This is a genomic window from Bacillus sp. Je.9.29.b (genome assembly GCF_051129925.1).
Taxonomy (GTDB): Bacteria; Bacillota; Bacilli; order Bacillales; family Bacillaceae; genus Bacillus; species Bacillus safensis.
Window position 1 is genome coordinate 312,033 of record NZ_JBCPSO010000003.1, and the last position, 18,377, is coordinate 330,409.

General features: G+C 41.8%; 21 protein-coding genes and 1 pseudogene. 15 read left to right on the forward strand and 7 right to left on the reverse strand.

The genetic code is table 11. From position 1 onward, the window contains the following. Positions 1 to 12: 12 nt before the first annotated feature. The 5 genes from AAZR19_RS07770 to AAZR19_RS07790 all read right to left on the reverse strand — a co-directional run bounded on the left by AAZR19_RS07770 (position 13) and on the right by AAZR19_RS07790 (position 4,901). Positions 13 to 1,434 carry an ATP-grasp domain-containing protein gene (locus tag AAZR19_RS07770; protein ID WP_434702787.1) on the reverse strand — a complete coding sequence of 474 codons (1,422 nt, stop codon included), beginning with the start codon at positions 1,432 to 1,434 and terminating at the stop codon, positions 13 to 15. Positions 1,435 to 1,449: 15 nt separating this feature from the next. Further along, positions 1,450 to 2,211 (reverse strand): glucose 1-dehydrogenase, encoded by a 762-nt coding sequence (locus AAZR19_RS07775; RefSeq protein ID WP_034281272.1) that lies wholly within the window; start codon positions 2,209 to 2,211, stop codon positions 1,450 to 1,452. After that, on the reverse strand, positions 2,208 to 2,915 hold the full coding sequence (locus AAZR19_RS07780) for a cupin domain-containing protein (RefSeq protein ID WP_034281271.1): 708 nt from the start codon (positions 2,913 to 2,915) through the stop codon (positions 2,208 to 2,210). Before AAZR19_RS07780 ends, AAZR19_RS07775 begins: the two co-directional genes overlap by 4 nt. A 1-nt stretch (position 2,916) precedes the next feature. After that, the gene (locus tag AAZR19_RS07785) at positions 2,917 to 3,519 is read right to left on the reverse strand and encodes a bacilysin biosynthesis protein BacA (protein ID WP_024423797.1); all 603 of its coding nucleotides are present in this window, start codon (positions 3,517 to 3,519) and stop codon (positions 2,917 to 2,919) included. Between the two features lie 149 nt (positions 3,520 to 3,668). After that, positions 3,669 to 4,901 carry an MFS transporter gene (locus AAZR19_RS07790; RefSeq protein WP_434702790.1) on the reverse strand — a complete coding sequence of 411 codons (1,233 nt, stop codon included), beginning with the start codon at positions 4,899 to 4,901 and terminating at the stop codon, positions 3,669 to 3,671. A gap of 145 nt (positions 4,902 to 5,046) precedes the next feature. Here AAZR19_RS07790 and AAZR19_RS07795 point away from each other — a divergent pair, with 145 nt between their 5' ends. Continuing rightward, positions 5,047 to 5,526 (forward strand): Lrp/AsnC family transcriptional regulator, encoded by a 480-nt coding sequence (locus AAZR19_RS07795; protein WP_041108245.1) that lies wholly within the window; start codon positions 5,047 to 5,049, stop codon positions 5,524 to 5,526. A 13-nt stretch (positions 5,527 to 5,539) separates the two neighbouring features. On the opposite strand, the gene AAZR19_RS07800 is transcribed toward AAZR19_RS07795, so the two are convergent. Then, on the reverse strand, positions 5,540 to 6,700 hold the full coding sequence (locus AAZR19_RS07800) for an MFS transporter (RefSeq protein WP_041108243.1): 1,161 nt from the start codon (positions 6,698 to 6,700) through the stop codon (positions 5,540 to 5,542). A gap of 67 nt (positions 6,701 to 6,767) precedes the next feature. Next, positions 6,768 to 7,538: a hydrogen peroxide-dependent heme synthase gene (gene hemQ / locus AAZR19_RS07805; protein ID WP_024423793.1), complete on the reverse strand. Its 771-nt coding sequence runs from the start codon at positions 7,536 to 7,538 to the stop codon at positions 6,768 to 6,770. A gap of 240 nt (positions 7,539 to 7,778) precedes the next feature. Between hemQ and pta the strand changes: the two genes are divergently transcribed. The 14 genes and pseudogenes from pta to AAZR19_RS07875 all read left to right on the forward strand — a co-directional run bounded on the left by pta (position 7,779) and on the right by AAZR19_RS07875 (position 18,356). After that, positions 7,779 to 8,750: a phosphate acetyltransferase gene (pta, locus tag AAZR19_RS07810; RefSeq protein WP_024423792.1), complete on the forward strand. Its 972-nt coding sequence runs from the start codon at positions 7,779 to 7,781 to the stop codon at positions 8,748 to 8,750. A gap of 130 nt (positions 8,751 to 8,880) precedes the next feature. Further along, a complete protein-coding gene (locus AAZR19_RS07815; protein WP_041108241.1) occupies positions 8,881 to 9,732 on the forward strand; it encodes a MurR/RpiR family transcriptional regulator in 852 nt (283 codons plus the stop codon). A gap of 152 nt (positions 9,733 to 9,884) precedes the next feature. Continuing rightward, a complete protein-coding gene (locus AAZR19_RS07820; RefSeq protein WP_041108239.1) occupies positions 9,885 to 10,556 on the forward strand; it encodes an RraA family protein in 672 nt (223 codons plus the stop codon). A gap of 11 nt (positions 10,557 to 10,567) precedes the next feature. Further along, positions 10,568 to 11,446, forward strand: a complete 879-nt coding sequence (locus AAZR19_RS07825; protein WP_041108237.1) for an NAD(P)-dependent oxidoreductase — start codon at positions 10,568 to 10,570, stop codon at positions 11,444 to 11,446. Positions 11,447 to 11,489: 43 nt separating this feature from the next. After that, a complete protein-coding gene (locus AAZR19_RS07830) occupies positions 11,490 to 12,824 on the forward strand; it encodes a TRAP transporter large permease subunit (protein ID WP_024426389.1) in 1,335 nt (444 codons plus the stop codon). 13 nt (positions 12,825 to 12,837) lie between these two features. Beyond that, positions 12,838 to 13,104: a hypothetical protein gene (locus tag AAZR19_RS07835; protein WP_041108236.1), complete on the forward strand. Its 267-nt coding sequence runs from the start codon at positions 12,838 to 12,840 to the stop codon at positions 13,102 to 13,104. 175 nt (positions 13,105 to 13,279) lie between these two features. Further along, a complete protein-coding gene (locus AAZR19_RS07840) occupies positions 13,280 to 13,678 on the forward strand; it encodes a YwqH-like family protein (protein ID WP_041108521.1) in 399 nt (132 codons plus the stop codon). A gap of 4 nt (positions 13,679 to 13,682) precedes the next feature. After that, entirely contained in the window at positions 13,683 to 13,961 is a 279-nt protein-coding gene (locus AAZR19_RS07845; RefSeq protein WP_041108235.1) for a YwqI/YxiC family protein, read from the forward strand. Positions 13,962 to 13,972: 11 nt separating this feature from the next. Then, positions 13,973 to 15,666: pseudogene (locus AAZR19_RS07850) on the forward strand (T7SS effector LXG polymorphic toxin). Positions 15,667 to 15,688: 22 nt separating this feature from the next. Further along, a complete protein-coding gene (locus AAZR19_RS07855) occupies positions 15,689 to 16,021 on the forward strand; it encodes a hypothetical protein (protein ID WP_041108221.1) in 333 nt (110 codons plus the stop codon). Between the two features lie 220 nt (positions 16,022 to 16,241). Next, positions 16,242 to 16,514 carry a hypothetical protein gene (locus AAZR19_RS07860; RefSeq protein ID WP_041108219.1) on the forward strand — a complete coding sequence of 91 codons (273 nt, stop codon included), beginning with the start codon at positions 16,242 to 16,244 and terminating at the stop codon, positions 16,512 to 16,514. Between the two features lie 69 nt (positions 16,515 to 16,583). Then, entirely contained in the window at positions 16,584 to 16,853 is a 270-nt protein-coding gene (locus tag AAZR19_RS07865; protein ID WP_041108217.1) for a hypothetical protein, read from the forward strand. A 20-nt stretch (positions 16,854 to 16,873) separates the two neighbouring features. Continuing rightward, positions 16,874 to 17,269, forward strand: coding sequence for an SMI1/KNR4 family protein (locus AAZR19_RS07870; protein ID WP_041108215.1), 396 nt, complete (start codon positions 16,874 to 16,876; stop codon positions 17,267 to 17,269). Positions 17,270 to 17,510: 241 nt separating this feature from the next. Continuing rightward, complete coding sequence (locus tag AAZR19_RS07875) at positions 17,511 to 18,356, forward strand: lipoate--protein ligase family protein (protein ID WP_041108213.1); 846 nt, start codon at positions 17,511 to 17,513, stop codon at positions 18,354 to 18,356. Positions 18,357 to 18,377 lie beyond the last annotated feature (21 nt).

Consider the following 18,377-nt stretch of genomic DNA (forward strand, 5'->3'; position numbering starts at 1 on the left):
TACCCTCTCTTTCTATCCCTTGACTAATTCATCCATTAAATGAATGGCAGCTTGCTTCTGTAAGTTGCGGATGGATACGGCAACATCCTGTGAGGATGACCCTTTTAACTCAAGCGACACGATGCCGTTAAAGGCTTCAAATAAAGATAGATCGACAAAGGTGCCTTTGGACGGGACGGATTTACTGACGAGCACAGTATCTCCAACTAAAGCATCCTGCGGAATATGGATATGATCAATGGTGATATGTGTGGCCTCTGCCGGTATGTGTCCGCTTTCTTTGAAATGCTGAGGGTATAAATGGCAGTCTGCTATATAATGCGTATGTCCAGAAAGCAGCTCTTTTGGCAGCTCCGCTTTTTTTCCATCGACTAATACATCGATCAGCAGCTTGGCCATATCCACCCCAAACACTTTTTTGATATTCGGAATCATATTCCAGCCAGCAAATCTAGCTGCGGATTCGATCAGTCCTGTTTCTCGATTTTTCATGAGCTTGATCTCTGTATGGGTCGCACAGTTTTCAAGACCCAGCCCTTCATTTGCCTTCTTAGCTGCTTCAATGATGATTTGCTGGGCTTCATTGTCTAGGATCGAGGGAGTAATATGAGCCGTTTCTGTAAAACCGATTTGAGGGGTCTTGTCATGTATGACAAAAGGGATATATTCTCCCTCCACGACTAACCCTTCTACACTGACATAATCAGAATAGCCATCCTCCTGATACCAATCCTTGTAAGCACCCTCTAAGTACGTTTCAGCGACAAATGGTGCTTCATATGTCACAGCGTTTGGGACGGGAATCGTTTGCAAATAGGATTGTACGTTTAAAAAGAGATCATCACTGCCGGCTCTGTCATGAAAAAGGGTCACACCAATGGAGCTTGCTAAATATGTAGGCTTTAAAATAAGCGGTGTCCCGATATGTTCAATGGCTTGCTGGAAATCAGCTAAAGTCGTGACAGGCTGAGTTTTCACCGCTTTGACACCAGCAGCGTTGAATGCAGCCCTCATTTGGCTTTTATCACGTGCCATTTCAGCTGCTTTTACCCCAGCGCCGCGCAGCCCCAGCCGCTCAGCAGCTTTTGCCATTGGTGCAATGAATAATTCATTATTGGTGGTGATGGCATCAGCTTTGAAAAAGGAAGCCACACGGACTAGGTCATCTACCACTTCCTCCTCTGATTTCAGATAATCATCATGTGCCCAGTAAATAGAATCAGGGTGTTCAAAAGAAGGGTGTGTCTCAAAATAATCACGATCTTTGATGACGGCAATGGAGTATTTTTCGATTAGTTCAGCGTGACCCTTTGTAATGGCAAAGGGTCTCGGAATATAAGAAACGATATGATAAGATGCCGCCACGCTTTCATAAAACATATGGGGCGGGCATCCTCCTAAGTCAGCAATGACAAGTACGGTTTTTTTACTCAATGAAAGCACTCCTTTTTATCTAGCGGTGTATCCGCCATCTGCTGTGACAACACTTCCGGTCATATAGCTGGATAGATCAGAGGCGAGAAACAGCATCACGCCCGCAATTTCTTCGGGTTTTCCGAGACGAAGCAAGGGATTCACCTTTGCTTTTTCCTTTTTGACAACCTCAAGACTTTCTGAATGATTGTCTAAAAAGGATTTTTCATTTAATGGCGTATCAATGATGCCTGGGGCGATACAATTCACCCTGATTTGATGAGCGGCATAGTCGATCGCCATCGATTTGGTGAGCTGGATGACACCGCCCTTTGTTGCGTTGTATGCAGGAATGTCAGGCCAGCCAACGAGACCTCCGACAGATCCGGTATTAATAATACTTCCGCTTTTCTTCTCAAGCATATGGGGCAATGTATGCTTACTCATAAGAAATACACCAGTCAGGTTGACCTGTAGAATATGGTTCCAATCCTCCAGTGTCATCTCGTGAATAGGTGAGACAATTTCGATGCCTGCATTGTTAATCAAAACATCAATTGTCCCGAATTGGCTCAGCACGGATTGAACGGTTTTTTGACAGTCAGACTCATTCGTAATATCTGTTTTGAAAAACGCAGCATGTTCATGAGGCAATGATTCAATGAGTTGTTTACCGCTATCTTCATTGATATCAGCCACTGCTACTTTTGCTCCGTGCTCAAGGAAAAGCTTGACGGCGGCAAGCCCAATCCCAGACGCACCTCCTGTAATCAGGACGACTTTTCCGGCAATGTTCATTTCTTCACCTTAGATGCTTTTGGCTTTAAGCGGTTATAGCGTGGAGGGAAGAAGAGATTAATAGACTTTGATGCTTCTGGCTTTGGATTAATGGCGCCGTGATCTTCTTTTGGATCACAGAAGTAAGTCGTGCCAAATTCCATCTTTTCTGTAAAGCCTTCAATCGTCATATCGTACCCACCGCTAATGCAAATCCCAATTTGTTCATTACGGTGCTTATGAAAAGGCATTTCCCCGCCATTTCCCGGAATGTTGGCAATCATAAGCTCCATCCAGTCCTCCACAAAAAAAGTCACTTCCATGCCAGGAAGTAAATCACGCGTTTTGAAAATATCTAAGAAATAAGTAGGAGGAGCCGTATATTCCTCGCCATCTTTTAATCTCTTAATATCAATGGCGATCACTTCCTCATCTGTCAGATTCGATGCGCCGTGAGGAACGAATGGTGGTGCAATATAGGCTGATTCTAATGGGGTCAGCAATTGGGTCGATTGGCCGACCGTCATTTGAAGCTCGCCTTTTAATACGATGCCGATTTGTGCTTCTGGATGCTCGTGAGGTTCGATGATCGTGTGAGGAGGGACGTATGAAATTAACACTTCCGTATCGCCTCTGACAGTAGAATATTGGATGACACCATTATCCCATTCTCGTTTTTTCGCTTGAGGAAAATATAATTCTTGCACCTTTTGTTCAGTTGTCATGTTACATCTCTCCTTTTCCGAATATAGACCAGCTCATAGGAATGCTTTTAAATGTTCGAATGAAGGTGAGCCCGTATGTAGCTCTTGCCACCTCATTGGTTAAAGCGAAATCAAATTCGCCGTCTCTTACCTTTTGTGCGGCTGTACTTGTAGAATTGACAAGCTCAAATTCAGCATTTTGATGAATAAAATATTGAATCAAATTCACAGGTGCAGGATGAGAAACAATTTTTAAATGGTGAAGCATTTGTTCTTGAAAGGGGAAATCTGGTCTGACAGCCAAACCATACATGGGCGTGTCACATCTGAATATTTGTAAAAGCTGTAGGTCAGGTCTCATGTAGAAGTGTTTGATTCCTTCGTATGCGTGTGGAACGAGAGTGTATTGGAGTGCGTTAGAGAGAGTATGTTCAATGCAAGTTTCGAATGTGTCGTAAAGGGATAGTTTCGTATGGGTGCCGAGTGTAGTGGTGGAATGAGAGATGAAATGTTTTGCTGCATATTCACTGCTTGTCCCCTTAGGGCCTAATGTATTGACTGTAAACATCTTAGGTGAAACGATGGGCTCTTCTTTGAAATGAAAAACATCATTCTTTAAGATCATGTTTACCATCCAATCTTTTTCAAATTTTTACTAGATTATAAAAAAATAAATTGGCAATTGTCAACAAAAATTATAAAAAATGTATTTTATGATGATATTAAAAATTGATCTAAAAAACTGCACATATCGAGATGTGCAGTGAAATGAGCTCACGTTTCAAATGTGTTTTTATGTTTCTGCTGTAAGGTTTTTTCGCGTTTATAGCTGACGAAGCTGATGAGAAAACCAACAAGCGTAATGAGTGCACATACAAGCCCTACCGTATGATAGCCGAAATGGACATAAACAGGTCCCATCAGAGCGGACCCAAGCATAACGGCAAGATTGGAAGCAAGGCTGTAAAAAGCCATCACTTTGCCTCGGTGGGTTTGAGAGCAGTCGCTCAGGACGGTGCTCAAAAGCGTGACAGATAAACTTTGCATGGCACCCCAAATAAATAAAGCGAAAATGAGCAATGTCCATGAAAACGGTGCATAAGGAAGTAAGGCAAGAACGAGCGTAATGCCGCCAAGCACAAAGAAAAGAGACCTTGTTTTGCCAAACCAATCTGCTAATTTCCCAGTAAACATACTCATGGAAAAGCCAACACCATAAGCCATGATCAGAAGTCCAGCTGTTGATTGCCCCCCGGAAAACAGACTTTGCAGGTAAGCCCCTAAAAATGAGTACATGCCATAAAATCCAAGCATGTTACAAAATGTCACGGTCAAATAGGCAGGGACTCGGTCGATTTTTAAAGCCCCCCATATAAAGCCTGATTTCTCCCTCGCTTGAGATGCCTTTGGATCAGCTGCTGCGACTTGTTTACGAGATTCAAGGACGACGAGCAGCAGGACAACGAGACTCATCATGGCGAAAATCCAAAATGTCCAGCGCCAGTTCAAACTTTGACCAATAAAGGCGCCAATGGGCACACCAAGGACAAGAGAAAGAGACCAGCTCGATACAATGAGTCCCATTACTTTGCCGCGATATTCGTATGGAACTCGGTCGCCCACAAGAGCATAGGCTGTTGGTACAAATACACCAGTCGCCAGCCCAGAAATAGCACGGCCTGCAAAAAACACGGCCAAATTTGGGGCAGCAGCACACATCACTGTGCCAACCAAAAAGAAAGACAGCCCAATAATCAAACACAGCTCTCTTGAATACCGGTCCCCTAAAGGAACGAGCAGCGGAGCTCCAACCAGCACAGCTAACCCATAAATGCTGATGGAAAGAGCGAGAACATCAAGAGAGTGCTGAAAGGAGTTTGATAAATCAGGCAGCAGTGGTGAAATCACCAGCTCTTCCGATCCCGCAGCAAAAACGCCAAGTGTGAGTGCGATGGCAAGTGTGATGGGAAATGTTTTAGAAGCCTGGCTGTCTAAAGATTCTTTCATCAAGTGATCCCTCCATACTTGCTTTTTCATTCAATTCCGTTAAAATAAATTCTACCATTATTTAGTTTTATTTTACATTTCATATCATAAGTATTATCATAAAATACTTTTCAAATGGAACGATTTTTGGATAGGAGAGGTACGAATGAAAATCACCGATGTAGATGTGCATATTTTAAATGAATTGAGAGAAGATGCTCGCTTATCCATGAGGGAATTGTCCAAACGAGTGAATTTATCAGCACCTGCGGTAGCAGAAAGAGTACGTAAATTAGAGGATGCAGGGATTATCGAAGGGTATTCTGTTCAGGTCAATTATAAAAAATTAGGGCTTCTGATTGACTGCCTGCTGGAAGTTACGGTGTTAAATGGGGAGTATCAGCGTTTTGTGGCTTTTATGAACGAGCACCCACGCGCCTTTTTTGCTTATCGAGTGGCAGGGCAGTCTTGCTTTTTCATTAAGCTGTCAGTTTCTTCTCTTGAAGAAATTGAAGCCTTTATTCAAGAAGTATCTGGATTTACAAAAACCGTCTCCCATATTGTCTTGTCAGAGCACTCTTTTGCCCATCCAATTCAGGAACGCTTGAAACAAATAGAAGAGCCAGAAATGACCGTGGTGAAATAAAAAAGGACCTGACTCAGGTCCTTTTTGTTCTTCTATCTGACTGATAGCTCATAATTGTAATAATGAGGCCAATAAATGTCACAGCTGCAGCAAATAACGGAACAAGCTGTAAATGTGTGATTTCGATAGCAAGACCGCCAAGCGCTGCACCGCCGGCATTCCCAATATTAAAGGCAGAATGGCTGAGCGTCGATGCGAGTGTCGGTGCTTCATGTGCCATGTTCATCGTGCGGTATTGCAAGGTAGGAACAAGAATAAATGAAATGATTCCCCAAACAAAAATAGTCAGCACGGCAGGCACTTTGAATTCGGAAGTGACTGTAAACAATAACAGGACAGCAATGAGCAGGATCAGTGTCACCATAATACTTGGCATCAGCCTCCAGTCAGCAAGCTTTCCGCCAACTAAATTCCCGATGGTGACCCCAAGTCCAAATAGGACAAGGATGAGCGTCACCCCATTTTCCTGAAAGCCAGTGATTTGCAGCAAGATTGGGCTGATATACGTAAAGGCTGTAAATACACCAGCAAAACCAAAGATGGTCATTGCAAAGGAAACGAGTACTTGTGGTTTTTTCAAAACGGATACTTCATTTCGAATATCGAGTACTTCTTCTTTCGACTGATTTGGGACTAAGCTGATGATACCGATTAAGGAAATGAGACCAATGACGGCAATGACTAGAAAAGACATACGCCAGCCGAATTGATTTCCGATAAAGGTACCGAACGGCACACCGAGTACATTGGCAACTGTCAGTCCTGTAAACATGAAACTGATCGCGCTTGCGCTTTTCTCTTTAGGCACAAGCCGTGCAGCCATAATGGCTCCGACGCCAAAGAAGGTTCCATGAGCAAATGACGTTAAAATACGGGCGGCCATTAATAGACCATAAGAGGTCGAGACAGCGGCAGCAGCATTTCCCGCAACGAAAAGAATCATTAACAGAATGAGGAGACGTTTCCTCGACATTTTTCCAGTCGATAACGTTAAAATAGGTCCGCCAACTGCGACACCAAGTGCATATCCAGTAATCAGCTGTCCTGAAGCAGAAATTGATACATGAAGGTCGTTTGCGACATTTGGTAAAAGTCCCATGATGACAAATTCAGTCATGCCAATCGAAAACGCACCGAGCGTTAACGCAAAAATAGCGATGGGGAAGTTTTTCATGATGTGATCACCTTTCTAAACAAATACATAAAAAAGCTTCGGAGAGATCCGAAGCTTTAAGAGTTTATCATACATGGAAATAAGACGCCAGCTGCTCGTTTGCTAATCGGTTTCCAACAAAGAAGGAACCAAATTCGCCGTAGCGTGCACTGACTTCATCAAAGCGCATTTCATAAACCAATTTTTTAAATTGAAGCACATCATCAGAGAAAAGGGTAACGCCCCACTCATAATCATCAAAACCAACAGAACCTGTAATGATCTGCTTTACTTTCCCAGCATAGCTTCGGCCAATTAAACCGTGGCTTCTCATAAGAGATTTACGCTCATCCATGGAAAGCATGTACCAGTTGTCATTGCCAGAACGTCTTTTATCCATTGGATAGAAGCACACGTATTGAGAAGAAGGAAGCTCTGGATATAAGCGAGCACGTACATGCGGGTTCTCGTAAGGATCTCCGCCATCGCCGCCTCCTGCTAAGTAGTTGCTGAGCTCAACAACTGAAACATAAGAATAAGCTGGAATCGTAAACTCTGCTAGTCGTGTCTTGTTGAATTCGAGTTCAATTTCACCTAGTTCTTCCATTGTCGGACGTAAAATCATAAGCATAATATCTGCTTTTTGGCCGACAATACTATAGATTGTTTGGCTTCCAGCCTTATCTTGCTCAGCTGTTTTCCATTTTTCCAATAGACCTGTGAACTCATGAATGATGGCTTGGCGCTCATCACTTGTCAGCAGCTTCCAAGCTGTCCAGTCGATCGTTCTAAAATCATGCAGCGCATACCAGCCATCTAGTGTTTGAGCTGCTTCATTTGTTGTATGTTGTTCGCTCATTTCTTTCACTCCTATTAACAGTTTTCCATCTGTTCCAACTATAACATAGTTTGTCCAAATGGAGATGTGATCAAAACTTGAACGAGGAAAACAGCTTTTATCAAAATTGATTAAATTAGTTTGAAAAATAAGAATTTAATTTGTAAGCGCTATAATATAAGTTGGTAGTTTGAATTTAGGTAGAAGAAGAGTATGCTTAAAAGAGAACGCTTTTTTTGTAAAATCAAGGAGGGTATTGAAGTGGCAGATATTTTTTCAACAGTTCAGGAAAAGGTTGCAGGTAAAGGAGTAAAGATCGTTTTTCCTGAGGGAATGGACGAACGCATTCTTACAGCCGTTCAAAAATTAGCAGATGGCAAAGTATTGCAGCCAATTGTGGTAGGAAAAAAACAAGAAGTTGAAGCTAAAGCAAAAGAATTAGGTCTTACACTTGATGGTGTTGACGTGTATGATCCTCATACATATGAAGGTTTTGAAGAGCTTGTACAAGCTTTCGTAGAAAGACGTAAAGGCAAAGCAACAGAAGAGCAAGCAAGAAAAGCATTACTAGATGAAAACTACTTCGGTACAATGCTTGTGTATAAAGGTCTTGCAGACGGACTTGTGAGCGGTGCGGCACACTCAACTGCTGACACAGTACGCCCAGCACTTCAAATCATTAAAACAAAAGAAGGCGTAAAGAAAACATCTGGCGTCTTCATCATGGCTCGCGGCGAAGAGCAATATGTGTTTGCTGATTGCGCAATCAACATTGCACCAGACAGCCAAGATCTAGCTGAAATTGCGATTGAAAGTGCAAATACAGCCAAAATGTTTGATATCGAACCACGTGTGGCAATGCTTAGCTTCTCTACAAAAGGCTCAGCAAAATCAGACGAAACAGAAAAAGTATCTGAAGCAGTTCGCATTGCAAAAGAAAAGGCACCTGAGCTTGTACTTGATGGAGAATTCCAATTCGATGCAGCTTTCGTTCCTTCAGTAGCAGCGAAAAAAGCGCCAGATTCCGTCATCAAAGGCGACGCCAGCGTATTTGTTTTCCCTAGCCTCGAAGCTGGAAACATTGGCTACAAAATTGCACAGCGCTTAGGTAACTTTGAAGCTGTAGGTCCAATCCTGCAAGGCTTAAACCAGCCAGTGAACGATCTTTCAAGAGGCTGTAATGCCGAAGACGTTTACAATCTTGCACTTATCACAGCAGCTCAAGCACTATAATGATTTCGACAAAGGCAGCCAGTACGATAGATTCGTGCTGGCTGTTTTTTTGATGACAAATGTGTACAATATAGGGAGAAAAGAAAAAATCTGATCGTAGATAAAGCCGATAGAATGGGCAGGTGCTATAATGGACGATTTAATACATAAGCTTCAGCATAAGGTCTCGGGATTAACCGAGGCACAAAGGAGAATTGCAGATTATATCGTGCAAAATCCAATGGAAGTCGCGTTTTTAACTGTAGATAAATTGGCGTCAAAAGTAGGGACGAGTACTGCGACCATCATGAGATTCTCTGCTGCTGTAGGGTATTCCGGTTTCTCCGAGCTTCAAAAAGAGCTTCAATCAAATATGAAGCATAAAGCTGCCCCTCAAACGAGACTTGAAGCGAACCTCAAGCATTCAAATAAAAGTAAGCTCCTGCATAATCATGTCGAGCTGCAATTTCAAAATATCCAGTACGCTTTAGACAATATCACGGAAGAAACCTTTCAGCATATTGTTGAAAAAATAGCCAGCTCCCGTCAGGTTCTGTGTACAAGTGTTCGAAGCGGAAGACCTGTTGGAGAGTATCTGTCACTCGGAATCAATCGGTTGTTGGGGAACAGTCAATATATTGATGCAGACAAAAGTGACTGGGTCGATGACCTCGTTCATTTTCAATCTGATGATTTCATTATAGCAGTCAGCTATCCCCGCTATGCAAAGCGTATGAAGGATTTGCTGGAGGCAGCGAAGTCATATGGAGTGGAAGTGCTTTTAATTACAGACAGCTACAGCTCCCCACTAACAAAGTATGCACAATATGTATTGCCATGTTCCTCAGCAAGTGTGGGCTCTCATAACTCTGTCGTATCTGCTATCTTTATCGTAGATTACATTTTAAGTGCCTTAGCCATTAATGATCCTGACAGGACAAAACCACGTTTAGATCAAATCAATCATATGTTAACGAAAATGAGTTATCACACAACACATTAGTCGTGTGGTGACTCATTTTTTTATTTTAAAATTTTATGAAAGCGCTTTACTAAATAAAAATGAGATGGTATGATCTTATCACAAAAGTAATATATATTACTTTATGTATTATTAAATGTAATGAATATAACTAAAAGGGGATGAAGGAAACGATGAGTACTGTTCAATTCGTGTCAAATGATCTAATAGATCGGGCAAGAAAGCTTAACTCAACTTTGCTGTCAGACGTGATGGGATGCACCGGTGCGATGGATCATCAAATCAAACCAGTTGCAAGAGGCATGAATGTAGCAGGTACAGCTTTTACCGTTAGCTTACGGCCAGGGGATAATTTATTTCTTCATCAAGCGATCTACTCTGCAAAAGAAGGAGATATACTGATTGTTGATGGAAAAGACCATAAGGGTCATGCATATTTAGGGGAATTGATGGCAGGTGCTGCAAAGGCTGTAGGAATAGAAGGAATCGTGATTGACGGGCTTGTTCGCGACAAACTCGCTTTAGAGGAACTAGCGTTTCCGATCTACAGTAAAGGGTTTATGCCAAATGGACCTTTTAAAGATGGTCCTGGGGAATTGAATCAAACCATCTCGTGCGGCGGTGTCAAAGTAGCACCAGGTGATTTAGTCATTGCAGACGATGATGGAGTCGTCATCGTTCCAAAGGAAAAGGCGGAACACCTGCTGACACTAGCGGAAGAGAAACAAGCGTATGAAAATCAAAGATTAAAAACGATTCAACAGTATATGAACGAAGGAAAGCAAGACATCAGTCTCTTAGCACCGCCATGGCTGGAAGGCAGAATGAAAAAATATCAGGGATAGGGGAATCTGTGATGAAGATAGGCTTTATTGGATATGGAGAAGCAGCATATGAGCTGTCAACGGGATTGAAATCAGAAGGATTAGACCAATTTTATGCGTATGATGTACTTTTACAAAATGAGAAATTGGCTGGAGCGATAAAAGAAAAAGCAGCCCGTACAGGAGTGGAATTGACAAGCAGTATCAGCGAAGTCATTGAGAAATCTGATATTGTGATTGCTGCTGTGCCGGCAAATAAAACCTTAGAAGTGGTCCAATCCGTATCGGGAAGTTTGAAAGAGAATCAAGTATATGTAGATGTATCGGCATCAACACCAGACATCAAAAAACAAGTGGCAAACGAAATTGAAAAGCAAAAAGCTCTATTCGTAGATGCTGCCATGCTAGGGCCTCTTCCAGTTAACAAACACAAGGTTCCGATCACGGCAAGCGGCAGTGGAACTGACCAATTCATGAAAGTAATGAATGCTTATGGCATGAATATTAAAAAAATCAGTGACCAGCCAGGAGATGCTTCGGCCTTGAAGCTGATCAGAAGCGTTTATATGAAGGGGATCGTTGGTCTCATGGTTGAATTTTTGGAAATTTCAAAAAAGTACAACGTGGAACAACAAGTGATTTCTTCACTAAGCGATACAATGGATAGCAAAAGTTTTGAAGAGACCATGAACCGTCTTGTGACAGGGAGTGCACTTCATGCGAAAAGACGAGCGATCGAGCTTCTTGGCTCTATTGAAATGCTGGATGAAGCAGAGGTTGATGCCAGTATGTCTCGGGCAGCACAACAGAAGCTAGAGAGATTAGCAGACTTTCAATTCGCTGAACGGTTTAATGGGAAAAAGCCGGCCAGCTGGGAAGAAGTCATTGACGTGATGCAGCAGGGGCAATAAATTGTAAGCGTTTTATTTAATGAAGGGGAGGCGAAAAAACGATATGGGTTTTATTGCGTTGATTGTATTCATAGCTGTCATCATTATATGGAATGTCGTCGTGAAGCGGAATATGGGAGAAGCCATGCTATTAGGCTTTATTGCAACCACATTATTTGGCGGATTGGATGCATTAAGACTGTTCTGGGATGGATTAAAATTTGCATCCACATATGAGGTGCTCTATGCAGCTGTTGCATTTGTATTCATGGCCTATTTAATCGAAAAGCTGGAATTAATTCATGCACTCTTGCGAATCTTAAATTCGGTTGTAGGAAAACTTCCCGGTGGAGCGGCTTATATGAGTACGTTAGGTTCAGCAGTCTTAGGTGCACTTTCAGGTTCAAATTCTGCAAACACAGCGGCCACTGGCTCTATCACAGCTTCTTGGATGATTAAATCAGGCTGGAGCCGAACCCATACAGCGACCATTTTAGCAGGGAATGGCGGACTTGGGGCGGCACTGCCTCCGAACTCTTCCATGTTTATCATGCTGGGGTTTGCACCAATTGCAGCCCTTGTATCTGAGGGAGATTTATATATTGCCCTGTTAATAGGAGGACTGTATCAAGTCGTATACCGATTTATTCTTGTGTATATTCTGGTGAAAAAGAATAAAATTCAGGCCATGCCGCCAGATGATATTCTTCCTTTTAGGGAAGCTGTGAAACAAGGGTGGAAGTCGATCTTTATTTTTTTCGGTGCCTTGATTCCTATCATTGTCACGATAGGTCCGCTGGCAAACTACTTGAAAAGTAATCCAAACATTGGACCAGAGGCAATGGATCAAATTTCTTTAATTACGTGGATTCCGATTCTCATGATGTTGATTAGTTTAACAATTGGGAGAAAAAAGGCGTCTGCACTAGATTGGTCTCAGTTTTTCAAGTCGGCTATACCTAAGTTTACAACGATCGGTGCCTTGATGCTGTTTGCTGTTGCTGCTAGTCAGGTGCTTGCTGAATTAGGATTGGCAGAAGATTTGACGCAAATCACATCAGTACTTACCATTCCGAAATGGCTTATGGTGCTCATTGTGGGTATTCTTGTCACGCTGGTGGCTGGACCATTATCTTCTACAGCCACATTAACAGCTGTTGGACTTGTCTCATTTTCAGCTTTAGTCTCAGTCGGAGTGGATCCAGTTGTGGCTGTTGTCGCCATTCTTGCTTTTTCATCAACAGAAGGCGCTTCCCCGCCGGCATCAGGATCGATTTTCATTGCTTCTGGTCTTGCAGGAGCCAGACCGGAGAAAACATTTATACCGCTGATTCTCTACTATATGCTGCCGATCGTAGGAATTGGCTGGCTTATCGGAATGGGAATACTTCCAGTATAGAAAGGAGAAACACATGAGAGCATTGATGGAATTTTTATTTAAAGTGCTGCTTGTCCTGTTCTTAACGTCAGGAGCCCTGTTGGTATTCGGTCAAATACTAGGGATTCTTTTGCAAAAGGGAGATATGATCATTGCAAGTACGAACCTATTCAAAAACCCAACATTGGTGTTAAGTGCCTTTTTCAGTCTTGTCGGTTTCTCTCTCCATTATATTCCTGAAAAGAAAGACACCTCATTTAGCGATCATCCACCAGCAACAGCAGGTGATTCGCTCAAATAAGCAATAAGAAGCTGGATTCAGTAAATGAATCCAGCTTTTTTGCGCGCGAGAAATAGGTATTAAAACCCAATACGTACGATTCATTTTTTGGTAAATTCACTTTCAATCATATGCCTCTTGTGCTAGTAAATGGTAACATAACGGAGGACTATTTAAGGAATAGAGGTGTTTGACCATATCTGGAGCAATCATCGGTTATAAAGCAGCCTTGTATTCGTTAAAGGCAGATATATCTATCAAAAAAGAACAAATCATCGAACTCAACATGTGCCGCAAAGAAATCAAAGAGGCAAAATCGGCTCTGTCAGATGCCAGCAAAAAAATCACTCATCCAGATCTGACATCACATACATGGTTTGGCCATTTGGCAGACACGTTTGATGACATTCGAGACGAAATGGCTTCCGCCAGTCAGGAAATAAAAGGTGTACAGCTAACCAATCTATTAAATCGAATCAATGAGAAAATCAGTGATTTAACATCGGATATCCATTCGTTAGAACATGAAATTCATTCGGTTGAAAGAAAAATAGAGAAAGAAAAGCAGAAACAACTGGAAGAAAAAAGAGGGTAGTCACATGACGAGAGAAATTAAAATAGATGGCAGTCAGGTCAAACAAGTATTACAGCATGCAAAACAATCAGGCGCTCAAATGAATGCATCCCTTCCAACCACCATCAAAGGAAGAAATCAGCTCCTGACGGCAGACACATTAGAAAAGATCAATCAGCAGCTGAACGAATTAAGTACATCCTATATAGGCATTCTTCAGAAACAGCTTGTACAAACAGAACAAGCGGTGAACACCATGATTGAAACGGACAAGGCGCTTGCTTCCAGCAGTAAAAGAAAATAAAGGAGAACACAATGAAAACCCTTGACGCCTTTGCGCTAATAAACGGAATAGATCAAACGCTGAATGCGTTAAAGCAGCAGTCGCAGCAAATCAGCTCCCTAGAAAAACAAATCAATCACATCATCTCACTCGATGGCGCACTAAAGGGAGAGGCGGGACAAGCCATCTGCGCCTTTTATACAGAATGCCATATTCCCTTCCTGCAATTCTTTCAGGTCGTCATTGAGGAATATAGCGCTGCATTAAAAAACACAAAGCAGGCTCTTCACGCATTAGAATCAAATGAGCACGGATTTATATCACAAGCATTTATCGAACATGATCTTGATCAAGGCTTAAAAAAAGCTGAACGAACGATTTCTGAAATCGTATCAGAGGTAAACCACGCCATTGGCAGAGTTGGTCATATTGTTCATTTACCAAATGTAGACGAATCAGTGTTTCAGCAAAACTATCAAAAGGCATGGCTCGAGACCTCAAGAACCATTGGTCTGCTTCATGCATTTGACCGGGAGCAGACAAGTGCTTTACATGAAACCAAAAGCTCCCTTCAAACAATGAAGCAATACATCGACACCTTAAGTACCATGTTCACCGGCCCAAAAATCGACATCACGAGCTATCAAAAGGGATCTATTTTCAAAGATGGAAAAGAAGAGAAAATAAGCAGCACCATCAGTGGATTAAAAGATAAAATAGACAACCCAAAAGACAACCCATTGATGATTATGCTGAAGAAACTTAGAGAGAAACAACAGGCGAATGTGGAGACGGTTGTTCGAAATGACACCCATAAAAACATCAGTAAACAAGTCACAGCAAACGATCCATCGCTTACGACATTGCAAAGGGAAGCAGTGAACGGGAAAAACAAGATTCATAGAGACATCAGGGTCATAAATGGTAAACTATTCAACGTAAAAGGCATTAAAAAGTTAAAAGAATTCGACATCGCAGATGAAGTCGTCACTGATCCGTCGGATATTGATTTTATTGGCGGACGATACACCGTTTACGCCAATAAACAAATCATCCGAACGTATATCGCAAAGGCGAAATAAGAATAGAAGAAGTCGACAAAATTCCAGAAAGCCGCAGCCGTGGCAACGCTAAACGCATAATAGACGGTGAAGTCGTCTCAACCACCGAAAACATCATCCTAGAATACAGCGGCATCTACGACGGCTACCGAGCCGTTACTGGCAAAGACCCAGAAACCAGCCAAAACATCAGCAGCACAGACCAAGCTCTATCCGCAGCCTCTATCATCCCAATAACGAAAATAGTGAAGGTTGGGAAATATGTTTTTAGGTTGGATCAAGGGAAGAATGTGAAGAGGGTTAAAACACCTACTTATGGTAAACAATCCGTACCAAAAGGACCGTACCGTGAAGTAAATGGTTTCCCTGCAAAAATAAAATCAGGAGCTCAAGAAAAACATATTCCAGAAACACCAAATTATAAGCAAGAAGTAGCAAATGGAAAAAAGAAAAGCATTTTTTACGGAGATAATAAAAAGGCACAAGAATTGCTGGATAAATATGCAGGGACAGGAAAAGAATTGGGTAAGAATAAAGAAAGGATAGACTTTGGCCAAGCGATAGGAAAATACTATAATATTGATACTGGAAAGTATGAAGAGACTACTAAGGGAATGATACATTATGGAAAAGATGGTGCTCACATCGTACCAGCGAGGCCTTAAAATGATAAATCGGAGGTAAAAAATGGGTTATGATTCTTTGATTGGAACATTAATAAAGTATGAAAAAAAAAATATGATTTTGGAATGGAATAGTGGATTGAAAATCTTAGGAAAACTAGATACAGTTTTTGAAACAAGTAATATGTTAGATGAAGATGATATTAATTTTACAGAATATATTGCTGCTGCTTTCCAAGTAAATGATATTCTATCTCATCCTAATGAAAGCAGTGGCAGTGTATACGATTGGTTAATTCAAGAGAAAAGCTCTTTAGTTGAGATATCTCTTTATGATGATCCACCAAATAAGATTTTGGTAGATGGTCAAATAGTATGGGAATTGGCAGATGAGTAACAATTGACAAGCCCTCGGTAAGAGGGCCTTTTTATATTTATGAGTTAGCGAAATATGCTTCAAGTTGATCGTTGGCAAAACCGGTTTCTGTAGGTTCATAACTGGGGCAGTTTGGGCTGAAATATGATAGCGCATGTGTATCATCAAAGCTCAATAAATATTATTAACAGTAAAGTACCATTGAATGATTTAAATAAAACCTTGAAAATAGGAGCGTTCAATGAACAAAAAACAAAAACTAACGAAACAAATCCAAACAGTCATCAACATCCTAGAAAAAGAATATCCACAAGAAATCAATCAAGGTGTTCTCCAATTAATATACAAAAGATATAAAAATGCACAAAGGATCATTCAGAACAATGAAGATCTCCAAAAGATTTTGATCATTGGCGGGGTGAGAGCTTATTTGGATAGTTATAATGACTATCTAAACCCCTTTCTAGATGAATTACATAAAGCAGAGAGTTTGCTTAAAGAAATGCTGTCATAGATAGGACGGTTGTCTGTAGTACTGGAATCAAGTCTTGTATCGGGCAGCAAAACAGAGAAAGGAATGCCTATGGAACATAAACAATACAAAAACAAAAAAACATCCAACTGGCTATTAAGTATCAGTGTTCTGATTGTTATAGGAACAGCTTTGCTGAGAGGAGTTTCTTACTCAGATGCTGATTATCGCGGTTTCCCTATTGATTGGCTAGTTCTGCACGGACATCATACTTTTGAATTTCTAGTGTGGGGTTTTATACTTGACGTGGTCATTTTCTATTTTCTTTTAAAAATGCTCCTTCGTTTGTATAAAAGGGTGATGAAAAAATCAGCGGCTTAACATAGAGGAGGCTCTTAAAAATGATCAATTTACCCCAAATCCCACATTTGCACGTGAACAAACCAGCCAGTGACATACATATCACAGAGGCAGAATCACAGCTAAACATGCTGCTGCCTTGTGCTTATAAGGCTTTGCTGAAACAGACAAATGGATGTTCCATTGGCGGTGAGGTGCTTCTATACGGTACGGAGGACATGGCGGAACGCAATGCAACATGGGAGGTTCAGCAATATGCAAGCGGTTATGTAGCAATTGGCGACGATGGCGGCGGACAAGTATTTCTCATGCGGCTGGCTGATGAGGAGAAAAAGGTGTGGATGGTGGATGCAGGTGTGATGGACCCTCAGCATGCAGAGCTCCTAACCGACAACTTTCTGAAATGGGTGAGTGAGGGCTGTAATATAGAAGCGTAATCCAATAAAGGAGATGATCACATTGCCTTGGAATACATGGATCACTGCTTGTCTCGTAGTTGTGATACCCATCGTTTTAGTTTTCTCTGTATATTTCATCATGAAAAGCAAGAACAAGAAAACCAAATCATCCAACTGAAACGCTCTGTGACGCCAAATGTTATGGAGCTTTTTTGCATTCTCCCCCCATTCATCCCATGTTATAATAAACACAGTTTATGAACGAGAGGATATGCAGGAGATGAAAAATGAACCTATTGAGTTACTGACACAGCCAAAATGGCGAATCATCGATCAGTCGAGTCTTGGTCTCTATGTGGACCCGAAGCAATCCTTTGCGATGGATGATACGCTTTGCGCGTCGGTGGGGAAGGGCCTCTCACCAGCGACAGCCCGTTCTTGGGTGCATCACAATACGATTGTGCTTGGGATTCAGGATACAAGACTTCCATTTCTCCAAGATGGCGTAAAGCTCCTTGAGGAAGAGGGATATCGTGTGATTGTGCGGAACTCAGGCGGTCTTGCTGTGGTGCTGGATGAAGGTGTACTGAATGTGTCTTTAATTTTTGCGGAACAAAAGAAGGGCATTGATATTGACCGCGGGTATGATGCGATGGTGGAATTGATCCGCCGGATGCTGTCTATGTATAATGTGGACATTGAAGCCTATGAAATAGTCGGCTCTTATTGTCCAGGTAGCTACGATTTAAGTATCAATGGAAAGAAATTTGCAGGCATTTCTCAGCGTAGATTACGCGGTGGGGTCGCTGTGCAAATTTATTTGTGTGCAGATGGAAGCGGGCGTGAACGTGCCGACTTGATCCGCCGTTTTTATGACGCTGCCTTAAAGGATAAACGGCAAGAAGTAAAGGCAGTATTTCCTGACATACAGCCGGATACGATGGCATCCTTATCAGAATTAATCGGTGAACCGATTGATTGTACGCTTCTTATGCGTTTATTACTAGAGGAGCTTCAAAAGCTTAGTAATCAGCTGACAGCCTCGGGCCTGAATGCAGAAGAACAGCTGGAATTTGAGAAAAATATGACGCGGATGATTGAGCGGAATGAAAAGGTGTTTTCGTAAACATCCGCCTTTTCATCTTGA